The 16719-nt window shown below is 65.6% G+C and carries 16 protein-coding genes; 5 read left to right on the top strand and 11 right to left on the bottom strand.

The window, feature by feature from the left end; genetic code table 11:
• Window position 1 precedes the first annotated feature (1 nt).
• The gene (locus IPK75_06340; GenBank protein ID MBK8197970.1) at window positions 2–631 is read left to right on the top strand and encodes a thiamine phosphate synthase; all 630 of its coding nucleotides are present in this window, start codon (window positions 2–4) and stop codon (window positions 629–631) included.
• Here IPK75_06340 and IPK75_06335 read toward each other — a convergent pair.
• Both IPK75_06335 and IPK75_06330 read right to left on the bottom strand, forming a co-directional pair.
• Window positions 621–1082, bottom strand: coding sequence for a hypothetical protein (locus IPK75_06335; GenBank protein ID MBK8197969.1), 462 nt, complete (start codon window positions 1080–1082; stop codon window positions 621–623). The two genes, IPK75_06340 and IPK75_06335, sit on opposite strands and share 11 nt — an antisense overlap.
• A 74-nt stretch (window positions 1083–1156) precedes the next feature.
• Window positions 1157–2338 carry a porin gene (locus IPK75_06330; GenBank protein ID MBK8197968.1) on the bottom strand — a complete coding sequence of 394 codons (1182 nt, stop codon included), beginning with the start codon at window positions 2336–2338 and terminating at the stop codon, window positions 1157–1159.
• 118 nt (window positions 2339–2456) lie between these two features.
• Between IPK75_06330 and IPK75_06325 the strand changes: the two genes are divergently transcribed.
• From IPK75_06325 to holA, 4 genes are read left to right on the top strand one after another with little or no spacing between them, the layout of a single operon-like run.
• The gene (locus IPK75_06325) at window positions 2457–2882 is read left to right on the top strand and encodes a DUF3576 domain-containing protein (protein ID MBK8197967.1); all 426 of its coding nucleotides are present in this window, start codon (window positions 2457–2459) and stop codon (window positions 2880–2882) included.
• Window positions 2883–2930: 48 nt separating this feature from the next.
• A complete protein-coding gene (locus tag IPK75_06320) occupies window positions 2931–5528 on the top strand; it encodes a leucine--tRNA ligase (protein MBK8197966.1) in 2598 nt (865 codons plus the stop codon).
• Window positions 5525–6010 carry a hypothetical protein gene (locus IPK75_06315; GenBank protein ID MBK8197965.1) on the top strand — a complete coding sequence of 162 codons (486 nt, stop codon included), beginning with the start codon at window positions 5525–5527 and terminating at the stop codon, window positions 6008–6010. Before IPK75_06320 ends, IPK75_06315 begins: the two co-directional genes overlap by 4 nt.
• A complete protein-coding gene (gene holA / locus IPK75_06310; protein MBK8197964.1) occupies window positions 6010–7041 on the top strand; it encodes a DNA polymerase III subunit delta in 1032 nt (343 codons plus the stop codon). Before IPK75_06315 ends, holA begins: the two co-directional genes overlap by 1 nt.
• On the opposite strand, the gene IPK75_06305 is transcribed toward holA, so the two are convergent.
• The 9 genes from IPK75_06305 to IPK75_06265 all read right to left on the bottom strand — a co-directional run bounded on the left by IPK75_06305 (window position 7038) and on the right by IPK75_06265 (window position 16677).
• A complete protein-coding gene (locus IPK75_06305; GenBank protein ID MBK8197963.1) occupies window positions 7038–7982 on the bottom strand; it encodes a ParB/RepB/Spo0J family partition protein in 945 nt (314 codons plus the stop codon). The two genes, holA and IPK75_06305, sit on opposite strands and share 4 nt — an antisense overlap.
• Window positions 7979–8785: a ParA family protein gene (locus IPK75_06300; protein MBK8197962.1), complete on the bottom strand. Its 807-nt coding sequence runs from the start codon at window positions 8783–8785 to the stop codon at window positions 7979–7981. Before IPK75_06300 ends, IPK75_06305 begins: the two co-directional genes overlap by 4 nt.
• Window positions 8772–9401, bottom strand: a complete 630-nt coding sequence (rsmG, locus tag IPK75_06295; protein ID MBK8197961.1) for a 16S rRNA (guanine(527)-N(7))-methyltransferase RsmG — start codon at window positions 9399–9401, stop codon at window positions 8772–8774. Before rsmG ends, IPK75_06300 begins: the two co-directional genes overlap by 14 nt.
• A 5-nt stretch (window positions 9402–9406) precedes the next feature.
• Window positions 9407–11272 (bottom strand): tRNA uridine-5-carboxymethylaminomethyl(34) synthesis enzyme MnmG, encoded by a 1866-nt coding sequence (mnmG, locus tag IPK75_06290; protein ID MBK8197960.1) that lies wholly within the window; start codon window positions 11270–11272, stop codon window positions 9407–9409.
• A 64-nt stretch (window positions 11273–11336) separates the two neighbouring features.
• Window positions 11337–12662: a tRNA uridine-5-carboxymethylaminomethyl(34) synthesis GTPase MnmE gene (mnmE, locus tag IPK75_06285; GenBank protein MBK8197959.1), complete on the bottom strand. Its 1326-nt coding sequence runs from the start codon at window positions 12660–12662 to the stop codon at window positions 11337–11339.
• A gap of 10 nt (window positions 12663–12672) precedes the next feature.
• On the bottom strand, window positions 12673–13950 hold the full coding sequence (gene rho, locus IPK75_06280) for a transcription termination factor Rho (GenBank protein ID MBK8197958.1): 1278 nt from the start codon (window positions 13948–13950) through the stop codon (window positions 12673–12675).
• A 154-nt stretch (window positions 13951–14104) separates the two neighbouring features.
• Window positions 14105–14548 (bottom strand): CopD family protein, encoded by a 444-nt coding sequence (locus IPK75_06275; protein ID MBK8197957.1) that lies wholly within the window; start codon window positions 14546–14548, stop codon window positions 14105–14107.
• Between the two features lie 9 nt (window positions 14549–14557).
• Window positions 14558–15631, bottom strand: a complete 1074-nt coding sequence (gene hemH / locus IPK75_06270) for a ferrochelatase (protein MBK8197956.1) — start codon at window positions 15629–15631, stop codon at window positions 14558–14560.
• An 8-nt stretch (window positions 15632–15639) separates the two neighbouring features.
• Complete coding sequence (locus tag IPK75_06265) at window positions 15640–16677, bottom strand: uroporphyrinogen decarboxylase (GenBank protein MBK8197955.1); 1038 nt, start codon at window positions 16675–16677, stop codon at window positions 15640–15642.
• Window positions 16678–16719: the final 42 nt, after the last annotated feature.

Genomic DNA, 16719 nt, shown 5'->3' with positions numbered 1-16719 from the left:
GATGAGCCTAGAACCCCAAAGCTGGCCGCAGCGCAAGTTGATCGCCGCCGCCCGCGCGGTGCGGGCGCATTTTCCGCCCGCCCTGCCCCCGGCCCTTTTTCTGACCGATCCGGCGCGGACGCCGGACCCGTTAGCCATCGCGGGCGGCCTGCCGGCCGGGTTCGGCGTGGTTTACCGGCATTTCGGGGCGCCAGGACATCGCGGGACTGCGCAGGCTCTCGCGGCGCTCTGCAATCGGCGGGGGCTTGTCTTCATGGTGGCCGCGGATCCGCTTCTGGCGGTCGAAGTGGGCGCGGATGGGGTGCACTGGCCCTACCGGCTGCGCCGGGAAGCGCGCAAATGGCAAGCCCGCTTCGCGGTGCAAACGGTGAGCGCCCATTCGGCGCGCGAGCTTCGGGCGGCTATACGGTTTCCGGTGGATGCGGTTGTGCTGTCGACGGCATTTGCCTCGGCGAGCCCGAGCGCGGGGGCGGCGCTGGGCGCTGCGCGGCTGCGGCAGCTGGCCGGGGCGGCCCCCTGCCCGGTCTACGCGCTCGGCGGACTCACAGCTGAAACGGCAGGAATCGCCGCAAAAGTTGCGGGACTGGCGGCTGTGGACGGAATGAAGCCCTTCGGGCCGATCAGAACTTGAAGGCCGACTTCAGCCGGATACCGGCCTCGACGTCCTGGTTTTCCCAGCGCGCGGAGTCGTTGAGCTCATTCAGCTCGTCGGCGCGAATGCTGACTTCGCCGCCGACCGAGAAGCGGGGCGTGATCTTGAAGGTGGCGCCGGCCTGAACTTCCTCGCGCGGCAGTGGCGAGATGCCGAGGCGCGTGAACTTGTCGACGCTCAGCTCCCAGCGGGAATTGCCGCCGAGGCGCATGGAGAAGTCCTGGTTCGGCTCTGCCTGCCATTGCGGGCGGTTTTCAGCCGGCTTGGCTTCCGAGAACTGGCGATACCATTCTGCTCGGGCCGCCGGGGTTTCCGACAGGGTGGGCGCTTCGATGCGGATGGCGTCGGCGTCTGCGCTCACCTGTGCGATCGCCGGGGCCGAGAAGGCCGCCGCCGCGAAGGCAAAAGAGAGGGCGAAACGATTGCGCATGTCCAATTCCTGAACTTCAAGAATAGTGGGCGCGGGTTCCTAATGGAAGATTAACATTCGGAAACGGCGGGCTTTTAACCGGAGAGTGTGATTTCGATCACAATACCATCCGAAGTTTCCCGTGTTTCCGGGGCCAAAGGCACCGGATTTCCCCTGTAGCGTGTATCGAGGCGCTGCCAGCCGCCCACCACGCGGATGTTTTCGTTAAGATTTCGCCCGAGCGACAGGCCGATGGAGTCTGATTCGGCGCCGAGGCCGTCATCGTCCGACTCGGCATATTCGAGGCCTGTGTCGAACTTGCCGAGGTTGACGCGCAGGGCAGCCGAGAGCGCCGTATAATCTCCAGCCGCTGCGAATCCGTTTGTGCTGTCGAGGTAGCTCGCGCCCAGCGCGAAGGACGAAAACTCGAGCGAGCCGCCCGCCGACCAGGTTTCCACCGTGTCATAGATCCCGGGCAGCGCCGCCTGCGAAGCGTCCGCCTGGCTCCACGCCGCGCCGGCGCGAATGCGCACACCGCTGCGCGGCAGGCGGCGCGAGACATTCAGTGCCAGTTCGAGGGCGTCTTCGATGTGCGGGCCGGATTGGCCGCCGACAAGGCGCGAGGGGTCGCGGTCAAGGCCCGGGGCATTCGCCTCTGGGGTCAGCGAAACGCCGGCCCGGACGCCGAGGATGCGAGGCGTGGCGTAGCTGACCTTCAGCGACGGGCCGGTCAGGTCATGGTCCGTCCGCACAAGGGAAAGGCCCGACGGGTCGAGTGCCGGATTGGCGAGGGAGGCATAGCGGAACAGCGTCGGCGCGCCTTCGAAGAAGCGGGTGGCGGCGCCCTCGTCGAGGCCGGCGCGCAGTTCGCCGTAGCCGCCCTCTATATATATGTATCCGGTTTCGATGCGCCCGCGCGGGCCGGCATCCTCGAAACCTGGGCCGCGGGCGAGGCCCGTGAAGGCGCCGGCCGGACCGGTCAGCGGCTGGGCCGGGCCGACAATGCCGCTGAAGCCCGCACGTCCCGGGTTGTCCTTGTCGAGGCCGCCGGAGGCGCGAAAGCCGACTTCCGCACCATTCTGCAGCACGTAGTTCATCTCGAAGGCGCCGCGCGCCGTGTAGAGCAGCGCCTCGCTGCCATCGGTGGCGCCGACGATGGCGGTCTCATAAGTCGCGGCGGTCTCGATGCCGCCGGGATCGTCCCAGACATCCTGCGCGGCGGCCGGCGATGCGAGGGCCGCCAGGGCCAGCGTCAGGCCTGTCAGATGATGGCGCATGGCGGCACTCCCTCGCGAATCTGCGTGTGAAGGCCATGCGCAGAACGAGACTGGCGAGGCCACACCCCCCTTGTTATACACGCCCCGTGAACAAGGTCTTGCACGCGGGAACATACAGATGATGAAGCCGACACTTGCCGCCGCCTTTGCTGCGTTGATCGCCCTGGGCGGCTGCCTTTCCGGCGGCAAAACCGACCGCGCCGCCAGCGCCGCGGCCGAATCCGTGGGCGCGGTGAACCCGTACCTGTGGCGCGCGACGCTCGACACGATGGCCCCCCTGCCCCTGCAGAGCGCTGACGCGCTGGGCGGTCTCGTCATCTATGACTGGAAGAGCTTCGACAGCGCCCCGAACGAGCGCATCAAGGCGACCGTCTACATCCTCGACTCGCGCCTGCGCGCCGATGGCGTGAAGGTCAGCGTCTACCGCCAGACCAACACGGACGGCACCTGGGCCGATGCCGGCGTCGACGCCGAGACCGGCCAGCAGCTCGAGAACAAGATTCTTGAACGGGCCCGACTTCTTAAGGCCAACGAAATCGGCTAAAGCGCCGGACTTCGCCTGTCCTTCTGATGTCTTGATGGGAGCCCGCTGATGGCCACCCGATATGATCCGCAAGCTGCGGAGCCCCGCTGGCGTGACGCCTGGGCCTCTGCCGACCTGTTCCGCGCCCGCACGCCCTCTGAAGCAGGCGACGCGCCGAAAGCCTATGTGCTCGAGATGTTCCCCTACCCGTCGGGGCGCTTGCACATGGGCCATGTGCGCAACTATGCGATGGGCGACGTGGTGGCGCGCCACCGGCGCGCCAAGGGCTACAACGTGCTCCACCCGATGGGCTGGGATGCGTTCGGCCTGCCGGCCGAGAACGCCGCGATGGAGCGCGGAATTGCGCCCGGCAAGTGGACCTACGCGAACATCGACGCGATGCGCGCCCAGTTCAAGAAGCTCGGCCTGTCACTGGACTGGAGCCGCGAATTCGCGACCTGCGATCCCGAATACTACGGCACGCAGCAGGCCCTGTTCCTGAAGTTGCTGGAAAAGGGTCTGGTCTATCGCAAGGCCTCCAAGGTGAACTGGGACCCGGTCGACAATACCGTGCTCGCCAACGAACAGGTGATCGACGGGCGCGGCTGGCGTTCGGGCGCACTGGTCGAACAGCGCGAACTGACGCAGTGGTTCTTCCGGATCACGGCGTATGCGGATGATCTGCTTACGGAGGTCCAGAAGCTTGAGCGCTGGCCGGAGAAAGTGCGCACGATGCAGGCAAACTGGATCGGCCGCTCCGAAGGCGCGCTGGTCTGGTGGGATATCGCCGAAGTTCCGGATTTTCTCGCGAAGGCGCGCTCTGGAAGCGGGCAAAACCACGCGGTCGATCCGATCGAAGTCTACACCACGCGGCCGGACACCCTGTTCGGCGCGAGCTTCATTGCGCTCGCCCCCGACCATCCACTGACGCGCACGATAGCGGCTGAACGCGCGGATGTGACGGCCTTCATCGCCGAAGCCTCGCGAATCGGGACATCCGAGGAAGCCATCGAGAAGGCGCCGAAGCTGGGCATCGATCTCGGCGTGCGCGTGCGCCATCCCTTCGACGAGACGCGCACTCTGCCGGTCTGGTCGGCAAACTTCGTGCTGTCGAGCTATGGCAGCGGCGCGATCTTCGGATGCCCGGCGCATGACCAGCGCGACCTCGATTTCGCCCGCAAGTTCGGGTTGCCGGTCACGCCGGTCGTGCTGCCGCCTGACACCGCGCCGGAGGATTTCCGCGTCGATGACAAGGCCTATACGGGGCCGGGCCACATCTACAATTCGGATTTCCTGGACGGGTTGGCGGTGGACGAGGCGAAGCGTCTGGCGATCTCGAAGCTGGAAGCGTCGGAACATGGTCAGGGTACGGTCAATTACCGCCTGCGCGACTGGGGCTTCTCGCGCCAGCGTTACTGGGGTTGCCCGATCCCGGTGATCTATTGCGATGCCTGTGGCGTGGTGCCGGTTCCGGAGAACCAGTTGCCCTTGCGCCTGCCGGATGACGTGACCTTCGACAAGCCGGGCAACCCGCTCGACCATCACCCGACCTGGAAACACGTCGACTGCCCGGCCTGCGGCAAGCCCGCGCGGCGGGAGACCGACACGCTCGACACGTTCGTGGACAGCTCTTGGTATTATGCCCGCTTCGCTTCGGCCAGCGATCCGGTCGAGCGCGCCTACTGGCTGCCGGTCGATCAATATATCGGCGGCGTCGAACATGCCGTGTTGCACCTTCTCTATTCGCGCTCCTTCGCCCGGGCGATGCGCGATTGCGGCGAGCTGGACCTGCCCTCGGGCGAGCCGTTCGCCGGCCTGTTCACGCAAGGCATGGTGACGCACGAGACCTACCGCGCCGCGGATGGCCGCTGGCTTGAGCCAGGCATGGTCGAGAAACGCGGCAATCACTGGGTCGAAATCGCAACCGGCGATCATGTCGAAGCCGGCGCCATCGAGAAGATGTCGAAGTCGAAGAAGAACACGGTCGACCCGGACGCCATCGTCGCCACGTATGGCGCCGATGTCGCGCGCTGGTTCGTGCTGTCGGATTCGCCGCCCGAACGCGATGTGGAGTGGACCCAGTCCGGCGTCGAAGGCGCCGGCCGGTTTGCGCAGCGCATCTGGAGCCTCGCCGACAGCCTGCCCGAAGGCCCCTTCCCTGCCCCCGGCGAGGAAGCGGCATCCATCGAGCTGCGCCGCACGAGCCACAAGGCGGCCAAGGCGATCGACAAGGCGATCGAGGAATTCCGGTTCAACTCCGCGATTGCCTCGGTGCATGAATGGGTCAACGCCCTGAAAAAGGCGGAAGCCGGCGACGGCCTGATCGGGGCGCGCGCCGAAGCATTGTCGATGCTGGCGCGGTGCATTACGCCGTTCATGCCCCACCTCGCCGAAAGCGTCTGGGAGCGGATCGGCGGCGCTGGCCTTGTTTCGGCAGCGCCCTGGCCTGAGGCCGACGCGGCCCTGATCCAGGACGACACCGTCACACTGGCCGTGCAGGTGAACGGCAAGCGGCGCGGCGAGATCACGGTCGACAAGGGCCTTGCCAGCGACGCCGTAGAGGCCGCCGCCCGGGCGGTGCCTGAGGTGAAGGCCTTCATCGACGGCAAGGACGTGAAGAAAACCATTGTCGTGCCGGGACGCATCGTGAATATCGTGGTGGCATGAAACGCCTCGCTGCCGCCTTGCTCGTCGCCTGTTCGGGCGCCTCCCTTGCCGCCTGCGGATTCCAGCCGGTTTACGCACCGGTGGACGGCAAGGTCGCCGATGGCGGCCTGATCGAGGTCGCCACGATCCGCGGCCGAGCGGGCCACATGCTGCGCCAGGCCCTGTTGCAGGAACTGGCCCTCGGCGTGCCGGGCCTGACCGAGCATGTCACGCTGACGGTGGACCTCAACGACCAGCTCTCGCGCCTCGCTTTCCAGCCGGACGGCGCCGCCTCGCGCTCGAGCGTCCTGGCGACCGGCATCTACACGATGAGCGGTGAAAGCGTTTCGGTCAGCGGCAGCGTGGATGTCGAGACCGGCTTCCTCGTCCCGGATTCGCCGTTCGGTGACATCGCCGCCCAGACCAGCGCCTCCGACCGGGCCATGCGCGTGCTCGCCAAACGTATCGCCGACGACATCCGCCTGCAGTTCGCGAGCCGCTGATGCTGGTCAAAGGCCGGCAAGCCGAAAGCTTTGCCCGGCGGCCCGGCGACGAGGTCTGGGCGATCCTCGCCTTTTCAGAAGATGAAGGCCTGGCGGCCGACGCAGTGCAGGCTGCCCTCGCCGCCTGGGGCGGGAAGACGCCGCTGGACGTGACTGTGCTCGACGACGACGCGATCCGGAAAGATCCGTCCCTGTTGTTCGACGCGCTGGAAGCGGTGTCCCTGCTCGGTGACCCGAGGGCCGTCCGGGTGCGCACCAGCGGCGACAAGATCGCCGCGCTCCTGATCGAGGCGATCGAGGCGGGTGATACCGAACCGGGGCGGTATGCCGCGAAGCTCGTGATTGAAACCGGGTCGCTGGCCTCGAAGTCCAAGCTGCGCTCCGCGGCGGAGAAGGCCAAGCGGACGGCCTGCCTGCAGCTCTTCGCAGAGGAAGCCGGCGACATCGGCGAACGGGTGCGCGCGGCCCTGCTCGCCGAAGGCGCCGTGATCGAAGATGCGGCACTGGACGCGTTTTGCGCCGACCTGCCCGGACACCGCGCGATCGCCAATTCGGAGATCGAGAAACTCGCGCTCTATGCCCGGGGCCTCGGCCGCGCCGTGTCCGAGGACGACATTCGCCAGCTCACCGCCACCACCCTGCGCCAGGATATAGGCGGCGTTCTGATCGCCGCGCTCGACGGGCGGCCGGCGGATGCGCACCGCGCGCTCGACCGTCTGAACGAAGTGGGCACCAGTCCGATCTCGGTGCTGAGGTCGCTGCAGATGGAAACACTCCGGATGCTGAGCGCGCATGAAAAGGCGGCTTCGGGCGACGCCAATCCGGGCCGCAGCCTGCGCCCACCGGTCTGGCCGAATGAATGGCCGGCCTTCCGCAAACGGATGAACACCTGGACCCCGAAACGCCTGATGCGGATCATGGAACGGATCCACGATGCCGAGCGCCAGGCCAAGACAGCTGGCCCCACGGCCGAGCCAATCGTCCGTCTACTGATTAACGATCTGGCAAGGGTTGCCGAAGCGGGTCGCTAGACGGGAGGCCGGCGTTTCGCGGTGAGGCGCTTGCATACCTCGTCCAGCTGTTCGAGCTCGCGGTACTTGATCCGGATCTCGCCCCCTGCCCTGCCATGCCGGATGTCGACCACCAGGCCAAGTTCGCGGCTCAGGTCTGCTTCCAGCGCTTCGGTATCGACATCCTTCTCGGCGGCCGGCGCCGGCACGGCGGACTTCGTCTCAAGCGGAACGTTGTCGCGCGACTCGCGGGCCTTGGCTTCAAGCTCGCGAACGCTGAGGCCGCGCGCGATGGCAAGCTCGATCAACGCTTCGGGGTCGGCCCCGCCCAGGGCTGCCCGTGCATGGCCGGCGCTGATGCGCCCTTCGCGGACATGCTTGCGCGCCATCTCAGGAAGCTGGAGCAGGCGGAGCGTGTTCGAGATATGCACGCGGCTCTTGCCGACGCTGGCCGCCAGGCTGTCCTGCGTCCGGCCGAAGCGCTTGACCAGCGCGTCGTAGGCTTCCGCCTCGTCGATCGGGTTGAGGTCGGCGCGCTGCACGTTCTCGATGATGCCGATCTCGAGCAGGGCAAGATCGTCAACTTCGCGCACGACCGCCGGGATGTGCGTGAGGCCCGCCATGCGCGCGGCGCGCCAGCGGCGCTCACCGGCGATGATCTGGAATTTGCCGGCTTCCTTCGGATCGGGCCGCACGAGGATTGCCTGAAGCACGCCCTTCGTCTTCAGCGACTCGGAAAGCTCGCGCAACTCCGCATCGTCAAACGTGCGCCGAGGCTGGGCCGGGTTGCGGCGGATCTGCTCCAGCGGGATCTCGTTGGCTCGTTCCGTAGGCGGAACATCCGGGGGCGGAGTACCCGCAGGCGCACGCACGCCCATCGATTCGACTTCGCCGATCAGGGCCGAGAGGCCCCGGCCGAGCCGCGACACCTTGCGGCCATCATCCTGGGGGTCCGCGCTCATGCCACCCTCGCCTTCTCACGCTGCAGCACTTCCGAGGCGAGGCGGATATAGGCCTCGCTGCCGGGGCAGCGATAATCATAAAGAAGCGCCGGCTTGCCGAACGAGGGCGCCTCGGACAGGCGGACATTGCGCGGGATGACGGTGTTGTAGACCTTCGAGCCGAAGAAGGAGCGCACTTCGTTGGCGACCTGGTCGGACAGCGAATTGCGACGGTCATACATGGTCAGCACGACACCCTGGATCTCGAGCGTCGGGTTGAGGCCGGAGCGGACAACCTCGACGGTGCGCAGGAGTTGCGACAAGCCTTCGAGCGCGAGGAATTCACATTGCAAAGGAACGAGCAACGCGTCGGATGCCGTCATCGCGTTGACCGTCAGGGCCGACAGCGAAGGCGGGCAATCGATCAGCACATAGTCATATTTCACGAGGTCCCCGGTCTCGGCGCGGGCGATATAGGCCTGCAGCGATTCCTTCAGGCGGTATGAGCGGTGGGCGTCGCCGGCGAGCTCGGTCTCGACGCCCGACAGGTTTTCGTCGCCGGGCACGATGTCGAGCCGCGGCACGATGGTGGAGAGTACGGCCTCCTCCAGCGGGATCCGGTCGACCACAAGATCATACGACGTCTTGAGGCGCTCGGCCCGCGAGATGCCGAGCCCGGTCGAGGCGTTGCCCTGGGCATCGAAGTCGACGATCAGGACGCGGCGCCCGACAGCGGCCAGAGCGGTCCCGAGATTGATCGACGTGGTCGTTTTTCCGACCCCGCCCTTCTGGTTCACAACAGCAAATATTCTAGGCTTGGCCATGGCGTCTCGCAGCCTCCCGCACAATCAAGATTACCCCGGACCCACCACTGCGACTTGGAATCGCTTGATAAGCGAAATTCCACCTTTGCCGGGCTGCCGTCAATTCCTCATTCCAGCGTTCGCCCTTTGGGAAAACCCCTGTTGCACCTTTGCACAGCCAGGGCGCGGCATAATCCAGAAGCTTCGGCAGCGGCGCGAAGGCCCGGGCGGTCACAAAATCGGCCTCGATCGGCGGCGCGGATTCGACCCGTCCCTGGAACACCTCGGCCGGCAAACCGGCGGCCTCGATGGCCGCGCGCAGGAAGGCGCACTTCTTCCCGACACTCTCGATCATGGTGACATAGCCGGCTGGCCGGGCCGCTGCGATGATCAGCCCGGGAAAGCCGGCGCCTGATCCAAGGTCCACGACGCGGGCGGTATCCGGGATACGGTCGAGCAGCTGGACCGAGTCGCCGACATGCCGCGTCCAGATCTGAGGCCACTCCTTTGGGCCGATCAGATTGCTCTTTGTCCGCCACTCGTCGAGCGTCGCGACGATGATGTCGAGCTTTGCCAATGTTTCACGTGAAACATCGTGGGCGGCGAGGAACGCCGCGCGGTCTTCTGTGCTGGTCATTTATACTACCCTGTGCGCCGGACGCGTTTCACGTGTCCGAGCAAGGCTGTCAACGCGCCGGGCGTCACGCCTTCTATACGCGCTGCCTGTCCGAGGGTTTGCGGGCGCACAGCCTTGAGCTTTGAACGGACCTCATTTGAGAGACCGCCGATAGCGTCATAGTCGAGATCCGCCGAAAGGGTCAGCGACTCGTCCCGGCGCAGCGCGGCGACGTCTTCCGACTGTCGGTCGAGGTAGGCCGCGTAGAGGGCTTCGATCTCGATCTGCGAACCGACATCGCCGGGTATCCGATCAAGCTCCGGCCACACCGCGCAAAGATGGGCGAGGGTGATGTCTTTATAAGAGAGGTATTCCCAGGCCGACCGGACGCGGCCGTCCTGATTGACCGACCACCCGGCCTTCACAGCGGCGTCTGGAGATAGGGTCAGCGACTTGAGTTGGGCGCGGGCCTCCTCCAGCGCGCGATGTTTCACGTGAAACATCGCCGCACGGTCCGCGCCGACGCAGCCCGCTTCGACCCCACGCGGCGTGAGCCGTTGGTCGGCATTGTCTGCGCGCAAGGCCAGGCGGTATTCGGCCCGCGACGTGAACATGCGATAGGGCTCTGTCACCCCGCGCGTCACAAGGTCGTCGATCAGGACCCCGATATAGGCTTCGGCCCGGTCGAAGATGACCGGGTCTTTTCCGGCGGCGGACCGCGCGGCGTTCAACCCCGCCATCAGACCCTGGGCGCCCGCTTCCTCGTATCCGGTCGTCCCATTGATCTGGCCGGCGAGGTAGAGGCCGGACAGGGCCTTCACTTCGAGCGCCGGCGAAAGGGCCCGCGGATCGACATAGTCGTATTCGATCGCATAGGCGTGCTGGAGGATCACTGCATCTTCCAGGCCGGGGATGGTCCGGATGAACTGGTCCTGGATCTCTTCGGGCAGAGAGGTCGAGATGCCGTTCGGATAGACCGTGTGATCATCGAGGCCTTCCGGCTCGAGGAAAATCTGGTGGCGGTCGCGGTCGGCGAAGCGGTGAACCTTGTCTTCGATGGACGGACAGTAGCGCGGACCCCGTCCGGCGATCGCTCCGGAATAGACCGCCGACTGGGTGATGTTCGCGTCGATGATCGCGTGGGTCTCCGGTGTCGTCCAGGTGATGCCGCACGCGATCTGCGGCACCTCAATCCGGTCGGTCAGGAAGCTGAACGGGATGGGGTCGGCATCCGCCGCCTGCATTTCGAGACGGTCCCAGTGGATCGTCCGGCCATCGAGCCGCGCGGGGGTGCCGGTCTTGAGCCGGCCCATCGGGAGGCCGAGATTGTAGAGCCGGTCCGCGAGACCGATGGCCGGTGCCTCGCCGACCCGGCCCGCCGGGATGCGCCGGGCGCCGATATGGATGACGCCTTTCAGGAACGTGCCGGTGGTGATGACCACCTTCGCAGCCCGGTAGGTCGCGCCCGTCAGACCGACGACGCCCGCGACCTTGCCATCCTCCACGATAAGGTCTTCGGCGCCGTCCTCGATCAGGGTTAGGTTCGGATAGTCCGAGAGCTCGGCCTGCATCGCCTGGCGATAAAGCTTCCGGTCGATCTGTGAACGGGGCCCCCAGACCGCGGGACCCTTCGACCGGTTCAGCATCCGGAACTGGATACTGGCCTTGTCCGCCATGCGGCCCATGACACCATCGAGGGCATCGATCTCCCGCACGAGGTGCCCTTTGCCGAGACCGCCGATGGCCGGGTTGCAACTCATCTCGCCGATGGTCGACAGCTTGTGCGTGACAAGCGCCGTGCGCGCACCGAAGCGGGCGGCGGCGGCCGCAGCTTCGCAGCCGGCATGGCCGCCGCCGATCACGATCACATCAAAGTCGGCCGCGTGCGGCATTAACCATCTCTTAAGCAGGGGTTTCGCGGGGTATATAACGCCGGGCGCCCCCAAACCCTAGAGCCTATTTCCCGATGCAGAAGCGGGAGAAGACGGCGCCGAGGACATCCTCGACTCCGATCTCGCCGACGATGGATTGCATCTCCCGGATGGCGAGGCGGAGGTCTTCGGCGACGAGTTCGAAGCCGAGCTCCTGGCCGAGCGCCTCGTCCGCCGCCTTCAGGGCATCAAGGCCCCGGCTCAGCTTTTCGCGATGTCTCGCCCGAGTGATGACTGGCGCCTCGACGGATGCCGCGCGCTGCGACACGAACCCGGCGATCCAGGATTCGAGCTTCTCCATCCCTTCGCCGGTCCGCGCCGAGAGGGGAAGGGCCCCGTCCGGGGCAAGGGCAGGGGCGCGCAAGTCGGACTTGTTGAAGACGACAATGTCTTGGGGCTCGACCGGACCCGGGGGAGGGGAGGGGTCTTCGAAGTCGACCACATGGATCCGGAGGTCGGCTTCGGCCGCCGCGCGTTTCGCCCGGCGGACACCTTCGGCTTCGACCACGTCTTCCGTCTCGCGCAGGCCGGCGGTGTCCGCCAGCCAGACAACCTGTCCACCGAGGACAAGGCGCACCTCGACCACGTCTCGGGTGGTGCCAGCGATGTCGGTGACGATAGCGGCTTCTCTCCGGGCCAGCCGGTTGAGGATAGACGACTTGCCGGCATTTGGCGGGCCGATGATCGCCACGCGGAACCCGTCCCGGATCCGCTCCCCGATGCCGCCATCGCCGAGGGCTGTTTCGACTTCATACATAAGGTCACCGATCTTGGCCCGGATCGGGTCGGCTGCCTGCGGGCTGACATCTCCCTCATCCGGGAAGTCGACCATGACCTCGACCAGCGCGAGCAGGCCCGTCAGCTCGTCACGCCACTTGTTATATGTCTCGGACAGTCCGCCGGAGACCTGCCGGAGGGCCTGCGCCTTTTGGGCGAGGGTCTCGGCCTCGATCAGGTCGGCGACCCCTTCGGCTTCGGTCAGGTCCAGCCTGCCCGCCTCGAACGCCCGGCGGGTGAACTCGCCCGCCTCGGCAAGTCGCACTCCCGGAAGGGAGGTCAGCGCAGCAAGCGCGTGCGCGATCACCGCCGCGCCGCCATGCAGGTAAAGCTCCAGCGTGTCTTCGCCGGTATAGGAATGTGGGGCAGGGGAGAAGAGGACGAGCCCTTCGTCGACCTCCGCGCCGGACGAATCCACGATCCGGGTCAGGACTGCCCGTCGCGGTTCCGGCAGTCCGCATGCCAATAGAGTGTCGCAGACCTCGCGCACAGCCGGGCCCGAAACCCGGACGACGGCAATCGCCGAAGGGGGCGGCCCGGAAGCGAGGGCACAGATCGTGTCCTGCGCGGCCACGACCGATGCCTCAGTTCTTCATCGCTTCGAAGAACTCGTCGTTGGTCTTCGTCTGGCGCAGCTTGTCGATCAGGAAGTCGATCGCGTCCGAGGTTCCCATCGGGCCGAGGATGCGGCGCAGGATGTAGATTTTCGACAGCTGGTCCTGCGGCGTGATGAGTTCTTCCTTCCGCGTGCCGGACTTCATGATGTCGATGGCCGGGAAGGTGCGCTTGTCGGCAATCTTCCGGTCGAGCACGACCTCGGAGTTACCCGTGCCCTTGAACTCTTCGAAGATAACTTCGTCCATCCGCGATCCGGTATCGATCAGGGCGGTGGCGACGATGGTCAGCGAGCCGCCGTTTTCAACATTGCGCGCGGCGCCGAAAAACCGCTTCGGACGTTGCAAGGCGTTGGCGTCGACACCGCCGGTCAGCACCTTGCCGGAGGAGGGGACGGTCGTGTTGTAGGCGCGGCCGAGGCGCGTGATCGAGTCGAGCAGGATGACGACATCGCGTTTGTGCTCGACGAGGCGCTTGGCTTTCTCGATCACCATTTCGGCAACCTGGACGTGGCGGGTCGCCGGCTCGTCGAAGGTCGAGGCGATGACTTCGCCCTTCACTGTGCGGCGCATGTCCGTCACTTCTTCCGGGCGCTCGTCGATCAGAAGAACGATCAGGTAGCACTCGGGATGGTTCTCCTCGATGGCCGAGGCGATGTTCTGCATGAGCACCGTTTTGCCGGTGCGGGGCGGGGCGACGATCAGCGCGCGCTGGCCCTTGCCGATCGGGGCGACGATGTCGATGACGCGGCCAGAGCGATCCTTCTTGGTCGGATCGCGGCTCTCCATCTTGAGCCGCTTGTCCGGGTAGAGCGGCGTCAGGTTGTCGAAGTGGACCTTCTTGTTGGCCTTGTCAGGATCCTCGAAATTGATCTGGCTGACATCCGTCAGGGCGAAGTAGCGCTCGGAATCCTGCGGGGCGACGATCGGGCCTTCGACCGTGTCGCCGGTGCGGATGTTCGCCTTTTTCAGAACTTCCGGGCTCACATAGATGTCGTCCGGGCCGGGCAGGTAGTTCGACTCTGGCGACCGCAGGAAGCCGAAACCGTCGACCAGCACTTCGAGCACACCCTGGCCCGTGATCTCCACCTCGCTGTCCGCGAGCTCCTTGAGGATCGCGAACAGCATGTCCTGCGTCCGCATCGAGGATGCATTCTCGATTTCAAGCTCTTCGGCGTAGAGCAGGAGCTCTTCAGGGGATTTGGCTTTGAGTTCACGCAGCGTGACGCTGGTCAGGTTATCAAGCATCGAGGAGGCCATTCGGGCTGGGTCCGGATTATGGATTTAGTTCAGGGGGGTGCCGGTCAGGGAAAAGTGTGGGGCGCCACGAGGATTGGGCGCACCGGCATGCGCCTCTCTTCGCCAATTTGTCCTGAAAGGTCAAGCAGTCTTGGCGGCGGGATCAGAAGGGTTTCACAATAACCAGGATGACAACGCCGATCATCAGGAGGAATGGCACCTCATTCAGCATGCGCAACTGCTTGGCCTGGACGGTGCCGGTGACATTGTCGACCTTCCGGCCGAGGCCGATGAAATAGCCGTGCAGGCCGCTGATGCCCAGGACCAGCAACAGCTTGGTGTGAAACCAGGGCTGGAGCAGGATCTGGCCGCCGCGCTGCCAGTCTAGGTACACCATCAGGATTCCGAGCACCCAGACAAGTATCAAACTTGGATTCAGGATGATGCGCTTGAGCAGCGCCGACGCATCTTTCATGGTTTCGAACAGCGGCTCGCCCGGCCGGCTCGACAATTGATGGATCTTGTAGCGCGGATACACCAGCAACCCGGCCATCAGCGCAATCACGAACACGATGTGCGCGGCCTTGATCCAGAGATAGACGTCCATCCGGTTCCCTCACGCTGCCGGCGCGTTGACCCGCTGGCCGGCAGCCTGATGTGTGACCGCATGCGGGCAGGCCGTCCAGTCGGAAGGACAAAGCCGTCCGCCAGCGCAGGAGCGGATCGCGCCTTTCATCCCCAGCGCCGCCAGGGTCTCGCCCGTCAGCGTGCGGATGAACTCCGGATGCGTACCGAGCGCTTCAACCCGCGTGTAGCTCGCCGCGCCGGCTTTCTCGGCGACCAGCCGGTATTCCTCGCCGAGCTCCACCAGCGTCTCGATATGCTCGGACACAAAGGCAATCGGCGCGATCAGGATATGCTTGCCAGCCTCGGCATGGCGATGGACTTCGGATTCCGTGGCCGGCCCGATCCATTTCAGCGGCCCGACGCGCGACTGGTAGCAGCCGATGACTTCCCACTCGGCCGGCACGCGGCCGGCAATCATCTCGGTCAGCGCTTCACACTGCCACTGGTAGGGGTCGCCCGCCTCGATCACCTGTTCGGGCAAGCCGTGCGCCGACAGGAGCAGCGTCACTTTCTCGGGTGATCCGGCTTTTGCATGCGCTTCGAAGATGCGCTCAACATGCGCCGACACGAAGTGCTCTTCGAACGGAAAGCAGCAGACCGTCTTTGCCTGGCCCTTGAACGCTTTGCGCCAGGCGTCCAGCGAGGACCCCGTCGTCGTGGTCGAGAATTGCGGGTAGAGCGGGAGAAGCACAACCTCGTCCGCCCCCCAGGCTTTCACCTCGCGCGCGGCCTCTTCGGTGAACGGGTGCCAGTAGCGCATGGCGATGAAGCACTTCACCTCGTCGCCCGGCAGCGCGCGTGCCAGTTCCGCCTGCAGCGCCTCGGCTTGCGCCTCCGTTTCGCGGAGCAGGGGAGAGCCGCCGCCCGCATCCATCATGGCATAGTTCGCCCGGGCAGACTTGGCGCGTGTCCGCGAGATCAACCGCGACAGGAACCAGCGCAGCGGCAGCGCGGTGCGCAGGATTGCCGGATCACGGAACAGGTTCTGCAGGAACGGCTGTACGGACGAAGGCCCGTCCGGGCCCCCGAGGTTGAACAGCACGACAGCAATCCTGCGCCCCATACGTAAGTCTATCCCTTCCGGATACGGCTGAGCACCTGCTCGACATGTGCGATTGGTGTCTCGGGCCGAACCCCGTGCCCGAGATTGAAGATATGGGGCCGGCCCCTGTAGGCGTCCAGCAACTCATCCACACGTGCGTCAAGTCGCGCACCACCCTCGATCAGCAGAAGGGGATCGAGGTGTCCCTGCACCGGAAACCCTGCAGGCAGTTCGCGGTTCAGGAAGGCGGGCGATGCGGCGGTATCCAGGCCGACAGCGGTGACGCCGGTCGCGGCCACATAGTCCGGCACCATCACGCCGGCCCCGCGCGGAAAGCCGATGATCGGCACCGTCACGCCCATCGCGCGCAACCGGTCGACCAGCTTGCGCGTCGGCGCGATGATGACTTCCCGGAAGATATTGTCCGGCAGGCCTTCGGCCCAGCTGTCGAACAGCATCAGCGCTTCGGCGCCGGCCTCAACCTGTTTGGCGAGGTAGTGCGCGGTCGCTTCTCCGACGACATCCATCGCCGCGGCGAGTTCCTCAGGCTTGCCGTGGGCCCAGCGCCAGGCAGCCGACTTGTCCGTCTTTCCGCGCCCTTCCACGGCATAGAGCGTCACCGTCCAGGGTGACCCGGCGAACCCGATCAGAGCGGTCTCCGCCGGAAGTGCGGCTTTCACCCGGGCGACCGTTTCGTAGACCGGCGAAAGCTTGTCGGCCGCTGCCTGGGGTTTCACGCGGGCAAGATCGGCGGCAGCTGAAATGGTCTCGACCAGCGGGCCTTCGCCTTTCTCGAACCGCACATCGAGGCCCATCGCATCCAGGATGAGCAGGATGTCGGCAAACAGGATCGCGCCGTCCATGCCATAGCGGCGGATGGGCTGGAGGGTTGCTTCGGCGGCGAGCGACGGCGTGTAGCAGAAATCAAGGAAGTCACGGGCCCTGGCGCGCGTCTCGAGATATTCGGGAAGGTGGCGCCCGGCCTGGCGCATCATCCACACCGGGGGAGGAGACTGGACCTCTCCTGAAAGCACCTTGAGGAATTTCTTCGACCTTGCGGCTGTCATCCGGAGACCCCCTTTTCAATCCAATTCAAACAAGCCCGTGAG

This window comes from Acidobacteriota bacterium (genome assembly GCA_016712445.1).
Lineage (GTDB): Bacteria > Pseudomonadota > Alphaproteobacteria > Caulobacterales > Hyphomonadaceae > Hyphomonas.
Note: the sequence above shows the minus strand (reverse complement) of the source record. Positions and strands in the feature narration are given on the sequence as shown.